21 protein-coding genes are annotated in these 14,631 nt (G+C 29.5%); 2 read left to right on the plus strand and 19 right to left on the minus strand.

Annotation, left to right across the window (positions count from 1 at the left end; genetic code table 11):
- On the minus strand, nt 1-284 hold a 284-nt coding region (locus IO99_RS17360; protein ID WP_156964393.1), incomplete at its 3' end, for an NUDIX domain-containing protein.
- Nucleotides 285-611: 327 nt separating this feature from the next.
- Between IO99_RS17360 and IO99_RS17365 the strand changes: the two genes are divergently transcribed.
- Nucleotides 612-941 (plus strand): hypothetical protein, encoded by a 330-nt coding sequence (locus IO99_RS17365; RefSeq protein ID WP_035135692.1) that lies wholly within the window; start codon nt 612-614, stop codon nt 939-941.
- Nucleotides 942-1,234: 293 nt separating this feature from the next.
- Here the strand turns inward: IO99_RS17365 and IO99_RS17370 are convergent, their stop codons facing one another.
- The 16 genes from IO99_RS17370 to IO99_RS17445 all read right to left on the minus strand — a co-directional run bounded on the left by IO99_RS17370 (nt 1,235) and on the right by IO99_RS17445 (nt 11,715).
- Complete coding sequence (locus IO99_RS17370) at nt 1,235-1,537, minus strand: spore coat protein (RefSeq protein WP_035135694.1); 303 nt, start codon at nt 1,535-1,537, stop codon at nt 1,235-1,237.
- A gap of 4 nt (nt 1,538-1,541) precedes the next feature.
- Nucleotides 1,542-1,757 carry a hypothetical protein gene (locus tag IO99_RS17375; protein ID WP_035135696.1) on the minus strand — a complete coding sequence of 72 codons (216 nt, stop codon included), beginning with the start codon at nt 1,755-1,757 and terminating at the stop codon, nt 1,542-1,544.
- Between the two features lie 452 nt (nt 1,758-2,209).
- Nucleotides 2,210-2,668 (minus strand): GNAT family N-acetyltransferase, encoded by a 459-nt coding sequence (locus IO99_RS17380; protein WP_035135698.1) that lies wholly within the window; start codon nt 2,666-2,668, stop codon nt 2,210-2,212.
- A 214-nt stretch (nt 2,669-2,882) separates the two neighbouring features.
- Nucleotides 2,883-3,209 carry a hypothetical protein gene (locus IO99_RS17385; protein WP_035135700.1) on the minus strand — a complete coding sequence of 109 codons (327 nt, stop codon included), beginning with the start codon at nt 3,207-3,209 and terminating at the stop codon, nt 2,883-2,885.
- A gap of 52 nt (nt 3,210-3,261) precedes the next feature.
- Entirely contained in the window at nt 3,262-3,471 is a 210-nt protein-coding gene (locus IO99_RS17390) for a GNAT family N-acetyltransferase (RefSeq protein WP_051824293.1), read from the minus strand.
- Nucleotides 3,472-3,611: 140 nt separating this feature from the next.
- Nucleotides 3,612-4,424, minus strand: a complete 813-nt coding sequence (locus IO99_RS17395; protein WP_051824295.1) for a creatininase family protein — start codon at nt 4,422-4,424, stop codon at nt 3,612-3,614.
- A gap of 214 nt (nt 4,425-4,638) precedes the next feature.
- The gene (locus tag IO99_RS17400) at nt 4,639-5,259 is read right to left on the minus strand and encodes a class I SAM-dependent methyltransferase (protein WP_341349108.1); all 621 of its coding nucleotides are present in this window, start codon (nt 5,257-5,259) and stop codon (nt 4,639-4,641) included.
- Nucleotides 5,260-5,370: 111 nt separating this feature from the next.
- Nucleotides 5,371-6,279 carry a protein kinase family protein gene (locus IO99_RS17405; protein ID WP_035135702.1) on the minus strand — a complete coding sequence of 303 codons (909 nt, stop codon included), beginning with the start codon at nt 6,277-6,279 and terminating at the stop codon, nt 5,371-5,373.
- Nucleotides 6,280-6,440: 161 nt separating this feature from the next.
- Complete coding sequence (locus IO99_RS17410; RefSeq protein WP_198028607.1) at nt 6,441-6,887, minus strand: GNAT family N-acetyltransferase; 447 nt, start codon at nt 6,885-6,887, stop codon at nt 6,441-6,443.
- A gap of 122 nt (nt 6,888-7,009) precedes the next feature.
- Complete coding sequence (locus tag IO99_RS17415; protein ID WP_035135705.1) at nt 7,010-7,261, minus strand: hypothetical protein; 252 nt, start codon at nt 7,259-7,261, stop codon at nt 7,010-7,012.
- 19 nt (nt 7,262-7,280) lie between these two features.
- Complete coding sequence (locus IO99_RS17420) at nt 7,281-8,237, minus strand: hypothetical protein (RefSeq protein WP_035135707.1); 957 nt, start codon at nt 8,235-8,237, stop codon at nt 7,281-7,283.
- Nucleotides 8,238-8,436: 199 nt separating this feature from the next.
- A complete protein-coding gene (locus IO99_RS17425) occupies nt 8,437-8,688 on the minus strand; it encodes a hypothetical protein (RefSeq protein WP_035135709.1) in 252 nt (83 codons plus the stop codon).
- A 154-nt stretch (nt 8,689-8,842) separates the two neighbouring features.
- Nucleotides 8,843-9,640 carry an ABC transporter permease subunit gene (locus IO99_RS17430; RefSeq protein ID WP_035135711.1) on the minus strand — a complete coding sequence of 266 codons (798 nt, stop codon included), beginning with the start codon at nt 9,638-9,640 and terminating at the stop codon, nt 8,843-8,845.
- A 2-nt stretch (nt 9,641-9,642) separates the two neighbouring features.
- The gene (locus IO99_RS17435; RefSeq protein ID WP_035135713.1) at nt 9,643-10,530 is read right to left on the minus strand and encodes an ABC transporter ATP-binding protein; all 888 of its coding nucleotides are present in this window, start codon (nt 10,528-10,530) and stop codon (nt 9,643-9,645) included.
- 268 nt (nt 10,531-10,798) lie between these two features.
- Complete coding sequence (locus tag IO99_RS17440) at nt 10,799-11,158, minus strand: hypothetical protein (RefSeq protein ID WP_051824297.1); 360 nt, start codon at nt 11,156-11,158, stop codon at nt 10,799-10,801.
- Between the two features lie 104 nt (nt 11,159-11,262).
- On the minus strand, nt 11,263-11,715 hold the full coding sequence (locus IO99_RS17445; protein ID WP_035135715.1) for an aminoglycoside phosphotransferase family protein: 453 nt from the start codon (nt 11,713-11,715) through the stop codon (nt 11,263-11,265).
- Nucleotides 11,716-11,959: 244 nt separating this feature from the next.
- Here IO99_RS17445 and IO99_RS17450 point away from each other — a divergent pair, with 244 nt between their 5' ends.
- A complete protein-coding gene (locus IO99_RS17450; RefSeq protein WP_035135717.1) occupies nt 11,960-12,820 on the plus strand; it encodes a DUF4351 domain-containing protein in 861 nt (286 codons plus the stop codon).
- Nucleotides 12,821-12,971: 151 nt separating this feature from the next.
- Here the strand turns inward: IO99_RS17450 and fmt are convergent, their stop codons facing one another.
- Both fmt and IO99_RS17460 read right to left on the minus strand, forming a co-directional pair.
- Nucleotides 12,972-13,925, minus strand: a complete 954-nt coding sequence (fmt, locus tag IO99_RS17455; protein WP_035135720.1) for a methionyl-tRNA formyltransferase — start codon at nt 13,923-13,925, stop codon at nt 12,972-12,974.
- A gap of 179 nt (nt 13,926-14,104) precedes the next feature.
- Entirely contained in the window at nt 14,105-14,575 is a 471-nt protein-coding gene (locus IO99_RS17460; RefSeq protein WP_035135722.1) for an NUDIX domain-containing protein, read from the minus strand.
- Between the last annotated feature and the right edge of the window lie 56 nt (nt 14,576-14,631).

The following is a 14,631-nucleotide window of genomic DNA, read 5'->3' on the forward strand; positions in this document are numbered from 1 at the left end:
GGATATGCAGCGATTCTTGATGGGTCTGAAAACATCTTCCAAAAGAACAAAGACTCTTCTGATATTATAATTCCTGTTTCTTCATTAATTTCTCTAATTATTCCTTCTTCTAAACTTTCATCAATTTTCAAACCTCCGCCTATAAGTGCCCAACGGTTACTATCTGCTCTTTTTTCTAATAATATTTTATTATTATACTTAATAATTGCACAGGCACCTATATGGTTTGGCTTATTAGGCTTTGGTGCATTTTCATTTTTATAATAAAATTTTGCTTCAATCATATTGTTCCATCCTCCAATATTTAAAATCTACAATGTTATGCACTATAACACAATTATTCATTTACAATCATAATTATAATACTTATCATAGCACATTTACAATAAAATGTACCAATATACAAAAAACACCTCTAAAAAGAGATGCTCATATCAAAGTTTATTAAATATTAATCTATAGATTTATTAATGTAAAATATTATAATGCAATTAAAATATGCATTAATTGTGTTCAAAACTTATTTATACTGATTAATTTATTTTCCTAAGTTGCAAATCTGCATATTACTAGCTCCATTACACAAACTAAAGATGAAAGGAGGCTGTGGCATGAAAAGATTTACTGTTATATTTATAATTTTAATTATATTGGTATTAAATACTTTTACTTCTACATGTGTATTTGCTGAAAATATATTTACAGAAGGTGTTTATAAAGCAACTGATTTCAATGTATCCCCAAATGAATCTTATATAGTTCAAAATGTTTCAGCAAATGAAAGTGTTTTTCTTACTCTTTATGATGAAAATCAACTTATAATACAATCTCTTCGTCTTGAACCTAAGTCTGCTAAGTATAATTTAATTCCTCTTAAGCCTGAATATAGAATTGTTATAGTTGGTAATGGTCAAATATTTATTGATAAAGGGACCCAATAGGGTGTCCTTTTATTGTTATTATCATTTATTATTTGCTCCAAGTGTTGATTTATAATTAAAAGTAGTTGACAATCTACACCAAGTATATTTTTCAGTTATTACTATGCAGTAAACTATGCAGAATGCTGAAGAGTTATAATATATTTTTTTCATTTGTAAGTATAACTCTTCTAGTAATTACAATGGTAACTACCTCTTTTATATACAAAAAATAAGAGGTGCTGTCCCACCTAGAAATTACTTTCTATTGTGTAACAGCCCCTTACAATTAATTATAATAGATTTTTAAGTTATTATTCAGTTTGATCAGTTACAGTTTTTGATTCATTATAGGTATCAGTCAATTGTTGCATAGGTGAATTGTAAGGTTTAGCCCAACCTTTGTTTACAGCTAGTTCTGTAAGAGCAGTGTGCCCTCCAACTATTTGACTTAAACCAGAAGAATATATGGATCTTAACTCTGGAGTACTGCTTGTTAATGTAGCATTAAGATAAGCGTCAGCTGCAGCTTTTCCAGAAGAAAGCATATTTGTAGATATAACTTCATCATTGATGTTAATGTTGTTTTTAATTAGGTTTCCAACTAAATTTGCCATTCCATTATACCTCCCCTGGAACTGTTACTTGATTTTCGGTGATAAATTGTTGTAATCCTTTTATCCTACCCTCGCATGCTAGCGTGCTAGATTCACCTTGTCTTTTTAGATTTTCATCTGTTATTAGTGCATTCACTGCTCTTTGTACAATTAATCCATCTTGTTCCATCTTCAAAAGAGATGTTAAAGATAGTACTTCTGCTTCTGAAAGTTTTCTCATGTTCTTACCTCCTAAATATAAATTATAAGCACTTATATTATGTGATTTTAAGAAGACTAATAACCATGTTATATCTGTCCATTTCATTTTCCTTTTCTTCTAAACAGAATAAATCATAGTACTGATTTAAGTCATTGAGCAATCCTTTCAAATCATCTATACTAGGGTAACCATAAACTTCTTCAGCATCTATATTAATACTCCAATCCCTTACTATTTGATCGTATTTCCTAAAAACCTCTACAAATGAATTGAAATATTCATCATTTTCATTATCACTAAATATAATTTTTGATTTATCATTATTAATGATTATTGGTAATATTTCTTCTATGCTAGTAAATTGTTCTGCTATACTATTAAGTTCTAGTTCGTAATTAGCTAGATTTTCATAATCATCTATTATTTGCTTCTAGTATTCCCCTTATTTCTTAACACTATCTTCCACATCCTCACCTATGTCCTTCTAATTTAGCCTTAATATATCCCATATATATCATTGATGAACTATCAGATATTTGAGGAATCTCAAATCTACACTTCTTATAGAAATCATAATTTTCTGGAGTAGTATGCACCCACCAATTTCCATGGGGTAACTTTTCTAAACACAAGTCCACAAGTTTTTTACCTATGCCTTTTCCTCTATACTCTTCTTTTACAGCCAGGTCTTGGATTGTTGCTGTCATGACTCTGTCTGATACAACCCTTACCATAGCTATCATATCTTCCTTATCCCATACAGTGAAAACCCATGATGAATTTTTAAAGCAGATTTCATACTTTTCATCTAGCCATAACGGTTGACTTGCAGACACCCAACCAACTTCATTGTACATTTTTTTAATGATATCCCCCTTAATCCCATCTGCTCCTTCTCTAATAATCAATCCTTTATAATATTGATACATAAAATACCTCCCTAAAATTAATTTGGATGTAATTTCCTAAAACATTTCATTTTCAATCATAAATATAATACTTATTATAGCATGACTACAATAAAGTGTATGTATATGTAAAAAGCACCTCTATATAGAGATGCTCTAAAATAAACAGCTTTGATTTAAAATCAAAACCATTTAATGATAAGTATAATAATTATATAAAAAATATAGGATTGCATTATTTTATGCCTGCATCAATATGTACTTCACCGTCACCAACTATTACGATTTTATATTCAGATTTAAGAGAAACTAAATAATGTCTTGGTGATTTAGGTTCTAGATATAAGACTTGTGTTTTAATATTATTTTCATTAAAAACAATAACAGAAACACTATATGCTGATATATTTTCAACATGGTAAGAACCATCTTTTGAATGATTAAAATCCGATATTTTATAAAAACCCTCTTTGTACATATTTCGTGAAGATGCATAAGTTGTAATAGATGTACCCAATATAATAGTTACTAAAATTAATAATATTAAAATAAACTTTTTCATATAATATCCACCTCTCAGTTATATTTTATGTATTATTAATAATAATATACAATTATTCACTTATATCATTTTTGCACTCTAAAATAAGAGCTATATAACCATCAGTTCTATTTCCTATATTTTTATACCAATCATTTAACCATATATCATCTCTTGTCCATGCTTCAAGTTTCTTTATGCCTCTGTTTTCCATCCTGTTTATTGCTTCATTTAACAACAAGGTTGCAGTGCCTAATTTTCTAAATTCAGGTAAAACTGACAAATGCCATATAACGCCGTCTAATTCATTAGAATTATAACAAACTGTTCCTTTTTCACTCTCATTTCTATGTCTATTAATCCTATAATTTTATCATAAACATTTTTGATTATTAATCAAAGTCATTAAATTCAATACCATCCTTATACTATTCGTCTTAATATTGCTTCTGATATTCTATAAGCATAATCCTCAACATTATTTTGAACTTCAACATTTTCAAAATCAGCAGGAGAGCCTAAATAACCTTCCGCTGAAAGTTCTTTTATGTGACCGCCAAACAACCATGCTACACCACTGCTATCATCTAAGGTAACTGGAGGTAAAGACTTTGCTTTTTCAACATCCACTAGAGTTGGATAAAACTCATATATAATAGCTGTTTCAATATCTCCACCATGCACATCAGGGACTTCTGCCTTGGTTACATTAATTGTTTGTTGTTTTATTGGACATAAATAGGGTTCGTCTAACTTAAGGCCAAAGTGTGGAAACCTCAATTCATCAAAAGTGTAGCAAGCATTGATATGAAATTGCTCATTGGCTTCCCTAAACGCTTCTATAATGGCAAGGTTATGGTCAATGTCTCCATGTGCATTAACCCCAAAAACATTATTGAAACCAAACTCTGACAATGATAATAAAATGTCTGAAACTAATGCTTTTGCAGTCTCTTTTCGTATATGGAAAGACCCTATAAAGCCACCTGTTGATTGACAAACACCCCAATAAAAAGGTGGGGCAATAACAACTACATGTCCCTTTTTTTCAAGTTTTTCTTTTATAGCTAGGCAATATATATGAGCAGTATATATATCTGTTCCTAAGCATAATTGTGGACCATGCTCCTCAATCACCCCCATTGGCAATAAAACAATTGCATTTTTATCAACAAAATCTTGTATCTCAGTCCACTTCATATTTGCCATGGTATCTTTAAAAATTCCATTCATCATAAAAATTAAACCCTTTCATAAATTCTTATTTAAATACGAAAAACTAATAAGTAGCATTCTCCAATTATTCATTTACCCTAATGAGCATATATACTCATTATAACATGATTGCAATAAAATGTATGTAAATAAATAAGCCTTGAAGGATTCCCGCCCTTACGATGAATATATTAATATCTATCTCAAAATATATCCAAGGAGGAGTCCTTTATGATTATCCTCTTTTTCTACCTAAGTAATAATAACCGTTTGATTTATTTCCATTCATAGTTGTATATATTACCTGATTTAAAATCAATTTATCAAATGGCTGCAAACATTGATCAATCCATTTTATATCGTGATGCCTAACTACAGCACCTTCAGGTAATTCAAACACACCATATTTTTGGTATTTATCTTGAAATAACTTATAACGTTCTATATTGCGTTCATCTGTATTTAGTAAGAAATCATTGATATACAGAATCCCATTAGGTTTCAAAACACGCTTTATTTCTTTTAGCAAGGCTATCTGTTCTTTATCGTTAACAATACACGTTAGCACTGCAAATAAAATAACCGCATCACAACTTTCACTATCTAATTCAATCTTATCTCCTTGCATTACCCTCAAATCTAAATGAGGATATTTCTCCTTTCCTCGTTGGATCATTTTCTCTGAGAAGTCAATTCCTATTAAATTGCCGTACCCTTCTAGATTTAACTGTTCTAATGTTCTTCCATAACCACAACCTACGTCTAGAATAATACCTTCCTTATTAACAAATTTAGCAAACTCTTCAAAGTGAAAAGGTGTTGTAAAATCTTTTTTTTTCTGCGACAGTATTCCAATATTTCTTCTGCGTCATGACAAACCTCCTAGTTTCTTTTTATTGAATTATAATCTATTAAAAAATATTGTATAAATAACCTTTACTTAATCTTATGTTCCATAAGATTGTGTTTATAATGTCCTTAATGCTTTGTTCCATCCAATATAAAAATCAACAATTGAATTATATCTTTTAGACCTATCAATATTTATGGATTTAATTACGATATCATATAGCTCTTTATTCAATTGCCAACTTTCTAACTCGCAAGGATAAAAACTATTATTCTTATACATCTTATTAATATCCTCATCTGTATAACTACCGAAAAAATGGAATATTAACGCTCCTAAAGTATAAACATTTGTGACTGTATCAATTTTAGCACCATAAATATATTCTTCAGGTGATTTAAACCTTTTGGTGCCAAAAAAATCTTTTCCCATATCATTATATGTTGGATTTGGTCTGAAAAAATCAATATCACAGATTGTTGTAATGTCATTTGCAAAATCATATATGATACTACCATCATAAAAATCAACTGCAACATGTTCTTTTGATTCTACAAATGATAAAAACTCAAAAATGGTATTCACTGATTTTATCCTTTTTTCAATGGAAAGTTGTTTAAATTTTGATTTAGGTGACCTTAGCTGTGGATTTTTTGAATATTTTTCGAAATTCCAATGGTCGAATAGACACTCACCATCTGACCACTTAAATACTGCTATATACAAATCATCTAATTCATAGTGTTCAAGTAATTCTATCAAATGTGGGTGTTTTAATTCATCATATAATCTCATTGCATTTTTCAGGTTTTCGACAGCATCTTTAGGTTGTATAGAAGATTCTATTGTCTTTGTCCCCGCAATTTTCACAAAATATTTTATCTTGTCATTTACTACACCAAAACTTATATTACCAGAATCATTTTGGTCAAAAACACAAAATACTTTTCCGTATTTTGATAGAAAAGAAAGGTTACGAAATTCATTTAAAATAAAAGTCACATTATCAATTTTTTGTTTAATCATAATATCCTCCGTTTTAGAGAGGACTAAAGTATTGTCACTCTCCTAATATTTGAATATATAAATATATTTATTTTCATAACAAATCATCTCCTCTTTTATAAAAATATCTATTAAAACACAAGTGAAACAGGCTTTTTATCTTTCCATATATATAATCGCAACTACTTTTCCATTAAGTATGCAGAACATGAAACACTAAAATCACATTGTTCATATAATTTTTGTGCACTAATGTTATCAATATCTACATATAGCCTAATGCCTGTAGCATTCTTTTCTTTCCTTAATGTCTCTGCCTTTTTCATTAATTCATAGGCAAACCCATTTCTGCGATATGAAGGATGAATCCATAATTCATCAACATAAACATGTCCAAAACCATTATATTTACCAACTTTAGGCATATAAATTAACGAAATCCAACCAACATATCGTCTTTCCACTTCAACCACATATATAAACAAATTAGGATTTGACAATTCATTTATAATACTTTGCGGAATTGCTTCTTTCAATGGTAATCTTTCACTACCGTTCATTCTCCAATATATCATATCATCAAATAAAGAATAATTCCGTGCATCTATTTTCACAATTTTATAGTTCATATAATCACCCTCATATACAATATAATTAGTTATCTTTTTATCTAGTAAATCCATATTTTTGAGATTCTCATTAAAGCATTATTCACTCTTGCTTATATATCATTATCAGTGATCACTACAATTTATCTAACATGCCTATATTTATTTTTAAAATCTAAAAGTTCATCTTCAAATGCCAGTTCTGAATTATCCTCGCTTCTTTTATCATAAAGTTCTTTCCAAAATGTAGCTGCATAATCTAGAAATTCAACTTTATCAGTATCTATTGATAAAATATTTTTATGTAGATAAGATAAACCCGAATTAAAATCAAATTTAATATCATGAAGCAATGTGTCAAATAAATCAAAGACAATAGCTCTAACTTTAGCCATAAAACCCCTCCGCAAATTATTATTTATCTAGCCTTGATAATATTTTTTGTATCCTAACCGTACAGTCAATCTTTCTATTAACATGGTCTCTCCATGAATTAGATAAAGGAAATTGAATATTATCCTTAACCAATTGTCCCATATCCCAAAATCCATCTTCAGATATATTGTCATTTACCCACTCAACAAAATATTGAAGCTTCGGTTTAGCACCTGTATAATTACTTAATAATTCATGTACATTTATATATCTGCTTGCAATTTTTGAGTAAAAGCTACTTGGAGGTATTTTGGAGCATCTATCATAAATATAATATATCCCATTTTGTGATTCCATTATATAATCTAAAAATTTCGATTCAATAGGACTAGACAACATTCCATTAAGTATAGACACAACATAAAAGTTTTCAAATCCCCACAGATACTTTTCTTTAGGTGATTTGTGAATATCATAATATGCTTCTTTATAAGCATTATGGTTATATTCATCTTCTAAAAATGCATGGGTAATAATTCTTGACCAATCTTTAGCTATTCCTCTAGCTAAATCATTAGTTGAATCAAATATTAATATCCATGTTGCTACAAACAATCTTGTCAACATAAACCAGTCATGTTTTTTCTCCTCACGGTCTCTTAAAGTCAATTCTCCATTTAAATATTTCTCCATATAAATAATCGCTCTCTGAATCACTTCATCATTCTTATCCAGTCCTAATATTAATAATCTTCTTAATGCTTGTTCTGTGGTAATTGATGATTGAGAAGATTGACTCATACTATGAAACTGTCCCCATGATCCATCTTTCCACTGAAGTTGTATAATATCCTTAACCCATTTTGATTGGATGACCATGCTTTTAGCACTTATTAATTCTTCATTTTTAATATCTAGCTTTAACACATCACGCATTAAAAGATATCTAGGTATGGGGTCTAAATCGAAATTTAGAAGTTCCTCCACTTTTAGCATGCTTCAATCCTCCTTTTAGCTCCGTTGTTTAAATGCATTTGTATATATGCTTTTGCACAACCATCGCTTTATGATAACATATTCTATAAAATACCATAAATTCCTCTAAAATAAAAGAAGCCTTGAAGGATTTCTCCCCATAGGCTCATACTATTTAATCTTAAATTATAGCTATATAATAATATAAAAACTTTTCTAATTATTCATTCAAAATTAATACTCTAATTATTCCAAGTACTATTGGTGTTAAAGAACCAATTAAAATTAATCTAATTGCTACCTTAAGTTCGTCTAAAGTTTCTTTACTAACTGTTTCCTTACTATCTATATCTGTATCATTTTGCTTTTTAAGTTTCTTGGAAACCTTTATATGCCTTATATATCCCCAAATTGCTATACAATAAAACATTATTGATAATGGATAAAAAAATAATATTAATATATCCCTCAAATTTATACCCCCTTATATGGTAGTACGTAACAATTTACAATTATTCCTTCACATTCTTATTGATATACTTATTATAACACAACTTCAATAAAATGTATAAAAGCACCTCTATATAGAGATGCTTTAAAATAAACAGCTTTCTTAATTCAAAAAACTATAATGGTAGTCTTTTCTTTTTAAAAATCAGCACACTAGCAACGAAAAGAACAATAATTATACTAATATAGATAAGATTAATACCCAATATATCACTACCTTGAACCAATTTTACTGGATCATAAAAACCATAAATAGATAGATCTTTCAATATCTCCATATCTGCTGATGCACCACCTAGCATATTCATAAGAAGAAATGCTATTGGAATGCCTGCCCCAAAAGTAAGTGACAATTTTGTTTCATTAAATAAGCATGAGAAGAAAAAGCTAATCATCATTACAACCATATTAACAAGCATTGTTGTAAAGTTTAGACTTAAAAATTGCCTAATGTCCAAGGTGCCTGAAAACATAATTTCACTAAATATAATACCTGCTCCAAATAAGGCTATAAACAGCACTATAATAGAAACTAGAGCATAGATACCTTGTGTAATTATGATTTTAGATCTTGAATTAGGTGTAGATATAAGATATACAAAGGAACTATTATCTACCATCCTTGCTACTAGTCTATTTCCGAGAATTATGCAGTAAACCATAGGAAATCCAAACATTAATAGTCCATAAAGCCAGCTTGCAAGATAACCAGTAAGGTCTGTAACAACATTTGTGAAACCCATAGCTTTCATTATATCTTCTGGAAGCAATTTAAGCATGGATGTCAGCGCTTCCATATCATTAGGGTCATACATTGAAATCATAATAGTCATGTACATAGTCAGTACTCCAAAGAAAATAAGGAGTAGTGTCCAGTTCTTTTTTAATGTAGTTTTAAATAATGCAAAACTCATAGCTATTTATCCTCCTTACTGTAAAACTGCATGAAAATATCTTCTAGGGATTGATATTTAACATCAAAACTCAGTACAGTAGATTGTGCTAAAGTCTTAATGAAAGAATCAACATTTTCTCCAGTTACGAAAACTTCAAGTGCATTATCAGCTGTAATGCTGACCTCAAAACCTCTATTCTTAAGAAGACTTAAAGTAGTAGAAACATCGGCAGGTTTTATGCTAAAGCCTTTACGTTGAGCGTTTTTAAGAGTTTGCACATCGGATTGTTTAACAATTCTGCCATCCTTGATAATTAGTACATTATCACAGGTTTTTTCCACTTCTTCAAACATGTGACTTGACATCAAGATAGTTTTGCCTTTAGCCTTTTCATTTAATATAAGTTCAACAAATCGATTTTGCATAAGAGGGTCAAGTCCACTAGTAGGTTCGTCTAAAATAAGCACATCAGGATTATGCATAAAAGCAGTAATAATACCTATTTTTTGCTTCATGCCCTTTGAATACTTTTTGATTTTACCTTTTGGTTCAATCTCAAACATTTCCATTAGTTCCTTTTGTCTTGATGTATCCTTTGTTCCTCTCATTTCGTTCATAAATTTAAGAAATTCATCCCCATTCATATCGTTAAGAAATGCAATTTCACCAGGTATGTATCCAAGAATTTTTTGAATTTCTGTAGCATTTTTTATGCAATCAAGTCCACCTATTGTACAGACCCCGCTATTTGGCTGCATAAAACCCATTAACGCACGAATTGTGGTTGTTTTCCCAGCACCATTTGGACCTAAATAGCCCATGACTTCCCCTTTTTTCACAGAAAAGTCCAAATCGAAAACACCTTTTCCACTTGGATACTTTAATGTAAGTTGCTTTACATCAATCATAAAAACCCTCCTTATAATTATTATTTTAAAAGATAACTTTTACTTCGATTTAGCTAACACTTATACGCTAACTTTTTAACTAATTATACATCCACATAGCATAATGTGATTCCTTATCTTATTGTAACTCTTATATAATCTTTTTAATATCAAATTCTTTATCTTGGATTTTATAATACTTTCCTATAGATTCAGGTTTTTCTTGAAAACCAATCACATTATCTTCATAAAATCTAATAGAAAATACTTCTTTAGCATAAGTAATTTATTATTCAGCTAAAATACTCTCTATGATATCTGCTAACATCTCATGATTCTCAATCATTGGCATATGGCAGGAATTCTCAACAAATCTAAAATTTATTTTTGCAACAATATTATCATCAAGGCACAAATCGCTAATTCTATTGACATAGCCTTTTTGGCCTCTATCTCCATATATTCCATAAACTTTAGAATTTATTTTTTTAATATAATCTGTATAATTAAATTCCTCCTGCAATGCCTTTTTTAAGCTATCACTATAGTATCTTGCCTCTCCCTTTATCATAGAAATGATTTCATTACCATACTGTCCCATATTAGAGGGAAGCATCAAGTTTCGATAGAAGTTTTTTGCAGGTTTCAAATTGGACTCTATAAAAATTACTTTATCACACCTTAACTTAAAATTCGAAAAAGCACCTCATTAAAGAGATGCTTTAAATAGGATTTATTAAATTTAGATTTTAGCTATTCTTCAGGGCATTCACCAGCTCTAGCCACAATAATAACTGCTAGATAATCCTGTATCATTTCTCTTGTAACATTCATTTGCACAAGATACAAATCTGCCAATGTTTTCTTAAATCGTAAAAGCATTTCTCTATCCTCTACTTCTATGGACACAGGTGTATATTCCACTAGAAATACAGTTCTTGCAACATCATATAAAAAATCTCCATGACATACATTCATGAAATCTATAGCCATTGTATGTCCATCCGATATTAAAATATTACCTGGATGGAAATCACCATGACAAAGTGTATTTCCATCCTTCAGTTTATCAAGCATTTGCAATACTTCTTCTCGCTTCTTCGAATTAGCTACTGGTGAATTTACTATATTGCATTTTAAAAACTCCTTATAATTAGGTACATTAATAATCCAATTCTGAAGGATTGTCTTATGTAATTCTGCCATATATACTGCACCTCACCTGTTCTCATAACCCACTCCAACAAGGATTCACCATCTACTTTCTCATATATAATACCCATTCGCTCTTCTGAAAAAGTAATTTCATATGCCTTTGGTTTTGAAAAATCTATATAAATCCACAATTTTTAACGAACATATGTGCATGTTTTCTGAGTAAGTGTCAATAATTTAAGTATAAGAGTAAGCCATTAAAAATATTGCAAAAATACTTTAAAGGAGATATAGTATGGATTATAATAAGATTGAAGATGCAGTCTTTAAAAAGGCTATGGAAGTATTTAAGGAAGGTGCACCAAAGTTTTTTAATTTAGATATTAATATTAGTAGACCCGCTGAAACTGAGATTAAAAATATTGATATTAAAACTAACGCTATGGACTATCTATTTTACACGGATAGTGGAGATTATCTCCACTTTGAGTTTCAAACCACCAAGAAAAATGAGGATATATCTAGATTTCTTTACTACGACTCTTCTCTGTATTACAAAAGTAAAAGAAACATAAGAACTCTAGTAGTATATTCATCAGATATAAAAGAAGCCCCTACATACTTAGATTGTGGAAGCATACAATATAAAGTGGAAGCCTTTTATATGAAAAACTTAGATGGTGATAGCAAATTAAATACTATAAGATATAAAGTTGATAATAATATAGAATTAACAGAACAGGATATAATAACTCTTAGCTTTATCCCTCTTATGAGCAGTATAAAATCTAAAAGTGAAATTACTTTAGAGAGTATAGAAATTGCTAATGAAATAAAATCATATACAGATAAAAATAAATGCTTAACATTACTATATGCTCTGTTCGATAAGTTTGGTGATGAATTATCTAAGAAAAGATTTAAGGAGGTTGTTGGTATGACTGAAGTTGGTAAGATGATATATAATGAAGGTAAAGAAGAAGGTTTAGAAAAAGGCAAGGCTGAGCTATTAATTAAACTACTTATGAAGAAATTCAAAATATTACCAGACGAATATAAAGAAAAAATTAGGAATTTATCTGGAGATGTAATAGAGCATATAGGTACAGAAATTTTTGATATGGAGTCTCTTGAAGATCTAAAGAAATATTTATAAAAATCAAGTGGTTACTTTCCTTTGGAAGTAGCCACTTTTATAAATTTTAAATATTATAAAACAAGTTGATAATTTTATTTATAACTCTGAAAATAAGAATATTACGAACCAATAATCATAATATTGTAGTCCTATATGGACTATTAATTAATTATGATAACACAATGCCTTTTTCTATTTTATTTCCTTTTAAAAATTCTTTTACCTCAAGAGGTTTCCCCCCTGGAAACTGTAATATTTCTATAATCAGAATACCGTTATTGGTGGCGACTGTAATTCCTTCATTATTCGCATCTATGATATAACCAGGTGGTTTAATAATATTTGCCTCTAATGACTTGGATTTGAATATTTTAATTGGAATATCTTTATAATAAGTATGGGCAGTTGGCCATGAGTTTATATTTTTATATGGCCAAGAACTCAATCCTCTTATTAAATTATGTATATTAATGCTACTGTCATTCCAATTAATCTTTGCCATTTGCTTGTTTAACATCTGTACATAAGAACTTCCATCACTCGGTTGTTTTCCCCCAGAAATTTTACCTGTGGTAATTCCATTTATTGTTTCCTCTAACAATTCAGCACCGTTTACCTTTAATAAATTGTACAATTCTCCTGCTGTCATAGATTCAGATATGTCAAACTCACTTCTCATAAGCATATCACCCGTATCTATACCAGTATCCATTATTATAGTTGTATTTCCAGTTTTTGTTTCACCATTTATTAAACTCCAATTTATTGGTGCTGACCCCCTATACATTGGGAGGCAAGATGCATGTAGACAAATACATCCGAGTCTTGGTATGTCAAGTATTTGCTTAGTTAAGATTTGACCATATGCTACAACAATAATAAAATCAGGATTTATTTCTTTTAATTTATCAATAATTACAAAGTCTGTTCTTATTTTTTCTGGCTGAAAAATTGGAATTTCATTCGATAGTCCTACCTCTTTGATTGGTGAAATTGCTACCTTTTTCCCTCTTCCACTTGGTTTATCAGGTTGTGTTACAATCGAACTTACATTATATTTCTCTATCATTTTCTTCAATGAGGGAACTGCAAAATCAGGAGTTCCCATAAAAACTATTTTCATTATTGATACCTCCCTTTGATACTACAAAATATATTTTGTAGTTATTCATTAGTTACACAATATACTACTATTGAGCATCAATTTATAATCTTCTGTAAATTCAGCCTCTTTATTTACATTAGTTCAGTAACTATAAACTTTAATTACAGCATATTCTAAAAATATTTTTAATTATAAAGTTAACTTATCATTGATGAAAAATACTCATTAATTATATGTCTATGTGTTTCAGCAATATTTAATTTTTCTAGCTCTTGGTAAGTAAAATACTTCAATTCTTCCGATTCATCACTGCATATCAATTTATGATTCTCTGTTAAATTTATTATATAAGCAGCAGATGTTATTCTAACAATATTTCCATCTGGATATGCAGCGATTCTAGATGGGTCAGAAAACATTTTCCAAAAGCCCAAAGACTCTTCTGATATTATAATTCCTGTTTCTTCATTAATTTCTCTAATTATTCCTTCTTCTAAACTTTCATCAATTTTCAAACCTCCGCCTATTAGTGCCCAACGGTTACTATCTGCTCTTTTTTCTAATAATATTTTATTATTATACTTAATAATTGCACAGGCACCTATATGGTTTGGCTTATTAGGTTTTGGTGCATTTTCATTTTTATAATAAAATTTTGCTTCAATCATATTGTTCCATCCTCCAATATTTAAAATCTACAATGCCAAACTCACTTTTTAGTTTT

Source organism: Clostridium sulfidigenes (genome assembly GCF_000732635.1).
GTDB lineage: Bacteria > Bacillota > Clostridia > Clostridiales > Clostridiaceae > Clostridium_J > Clostridium_J sulfidigenes.

What these genes read in the sequence shown, in the direction of transcription:
- IO99_RS17365 (WP_035135692.1), top strand. Translation starts at nt 612, where the DNA reads ATGAAAAGATTTACTGTTATATTTATAATTTTAATTATATTGGTATTA.
- IO99_RS17370 (WP_035135694.1), bottom strand. Translation starts at nt 1,537, where the DNA reads ATGGCAAATTTAGTTGGAAACCTAATTAAAAACAACATTAACATCAAT.
- IO99_RS17375 (WP_035135696.1), bottom strand. Translation starts at nt 1,757, where the DNA reads ATGAGAAAACTTTCAGAAGCAGAAGTACTATCTTTAACATCTCTTTTG.
- IO99_RS17380 (WP_035135698.1), bottom strand. Translation starts at nt 2,668, where the DNA reads ATGTATCAATATTATAAAGGATTGATTATTAGAGAAGGAGCAGATGGG.
- IO99_RS17385 (WP_035135700.1), bottom strand. Translation starts at nt 3,209, where the DNA reads ATGAAAAAGTTTATTTTAATATTATTAATTTTAGTAACTATTATATTG.
- IO99_RS17395 (WP_051824295.1), bottom strand. Translation starts at nt 4,424, where the DNA reads ATGATGAATGGAATTTTTAAAGATACCATGGCAAATATGAAGTGGACT.
- IO99_RS17405 (WP_035135702.1), bottom strand. Translation starts at nt 6,279, where the DNA reads ATGATTAAACAAAAAATTGATAATGTGACTTTTATTTTAAATGAATTT.
- IO99_RS17410 (WP_198028607.1), bottom strand. Translation starts at nt 6,887, where the DNA reads ATGAACTATAAAATTGTGAAAATAGATGCACGGAATTATTCTTTATTT.
- IO99_RS17415 (WP_035135705.1), bottom strand. Translation starts at nt 7,261, where the DNA reads ATGGCTAAAGTTAGAGCTATTGTCTTTGATTTATTTGACACATTGCTT.
- IO99_RS17420 (WP_035135707.1), bottom strand. Translation starts at nt 8,237, where the DNA reads ATGCTAAAAGTGGAGGAACTTCTAAATTTCGATTTAGACCCCATACCT.
- IO99_RS17430 (WP_035135711.1), bottom strand. Translation starts at nt 9,640, where the DNA reads ATGAGTTTTGCATTATTTAAAACTACATTAAAAAAGAACTGGACACTA.
- IO99_RS17435 (WP_035135713.1), bottom strand. Translation starts at nt 10,530, where the DNA reads ATGATTGATGTAAAGCAACTTACATTAAAGTATCCAAGTGGAAAAGGT.
- IO99_RS17445 (WP_035135715.1), bottom strand. Translation starts at nt 11,715, where the DNA reads ATGGCAGAATTACATAAGACAATCCTTCAGAATTGGATTATTAATGTA.
- IO99_RS17450 (WP_035135717.1), top strand. Translation starts at nt 11,960, where the DNA reads ATGGATTATAATAAGATTGAAGATGCAGTCTTTAAAAAGGCTATGGAA.
- fmt (WP_035135720.1), bottom strand. Translation starts at nt 13,925, where the DNA reads ATGAAAATAGTTTTTATGGGAACTCCTGATTTTGCAGTTCCCTCATTG.
- IO99_RS17460 (WP_035135722.1), bottom strand. Translation starts at nt 14,575, where the DNA reads ATGATTGAAGCAAAATTTTATTATAAAAATGAAAATGCACCAAAACCT.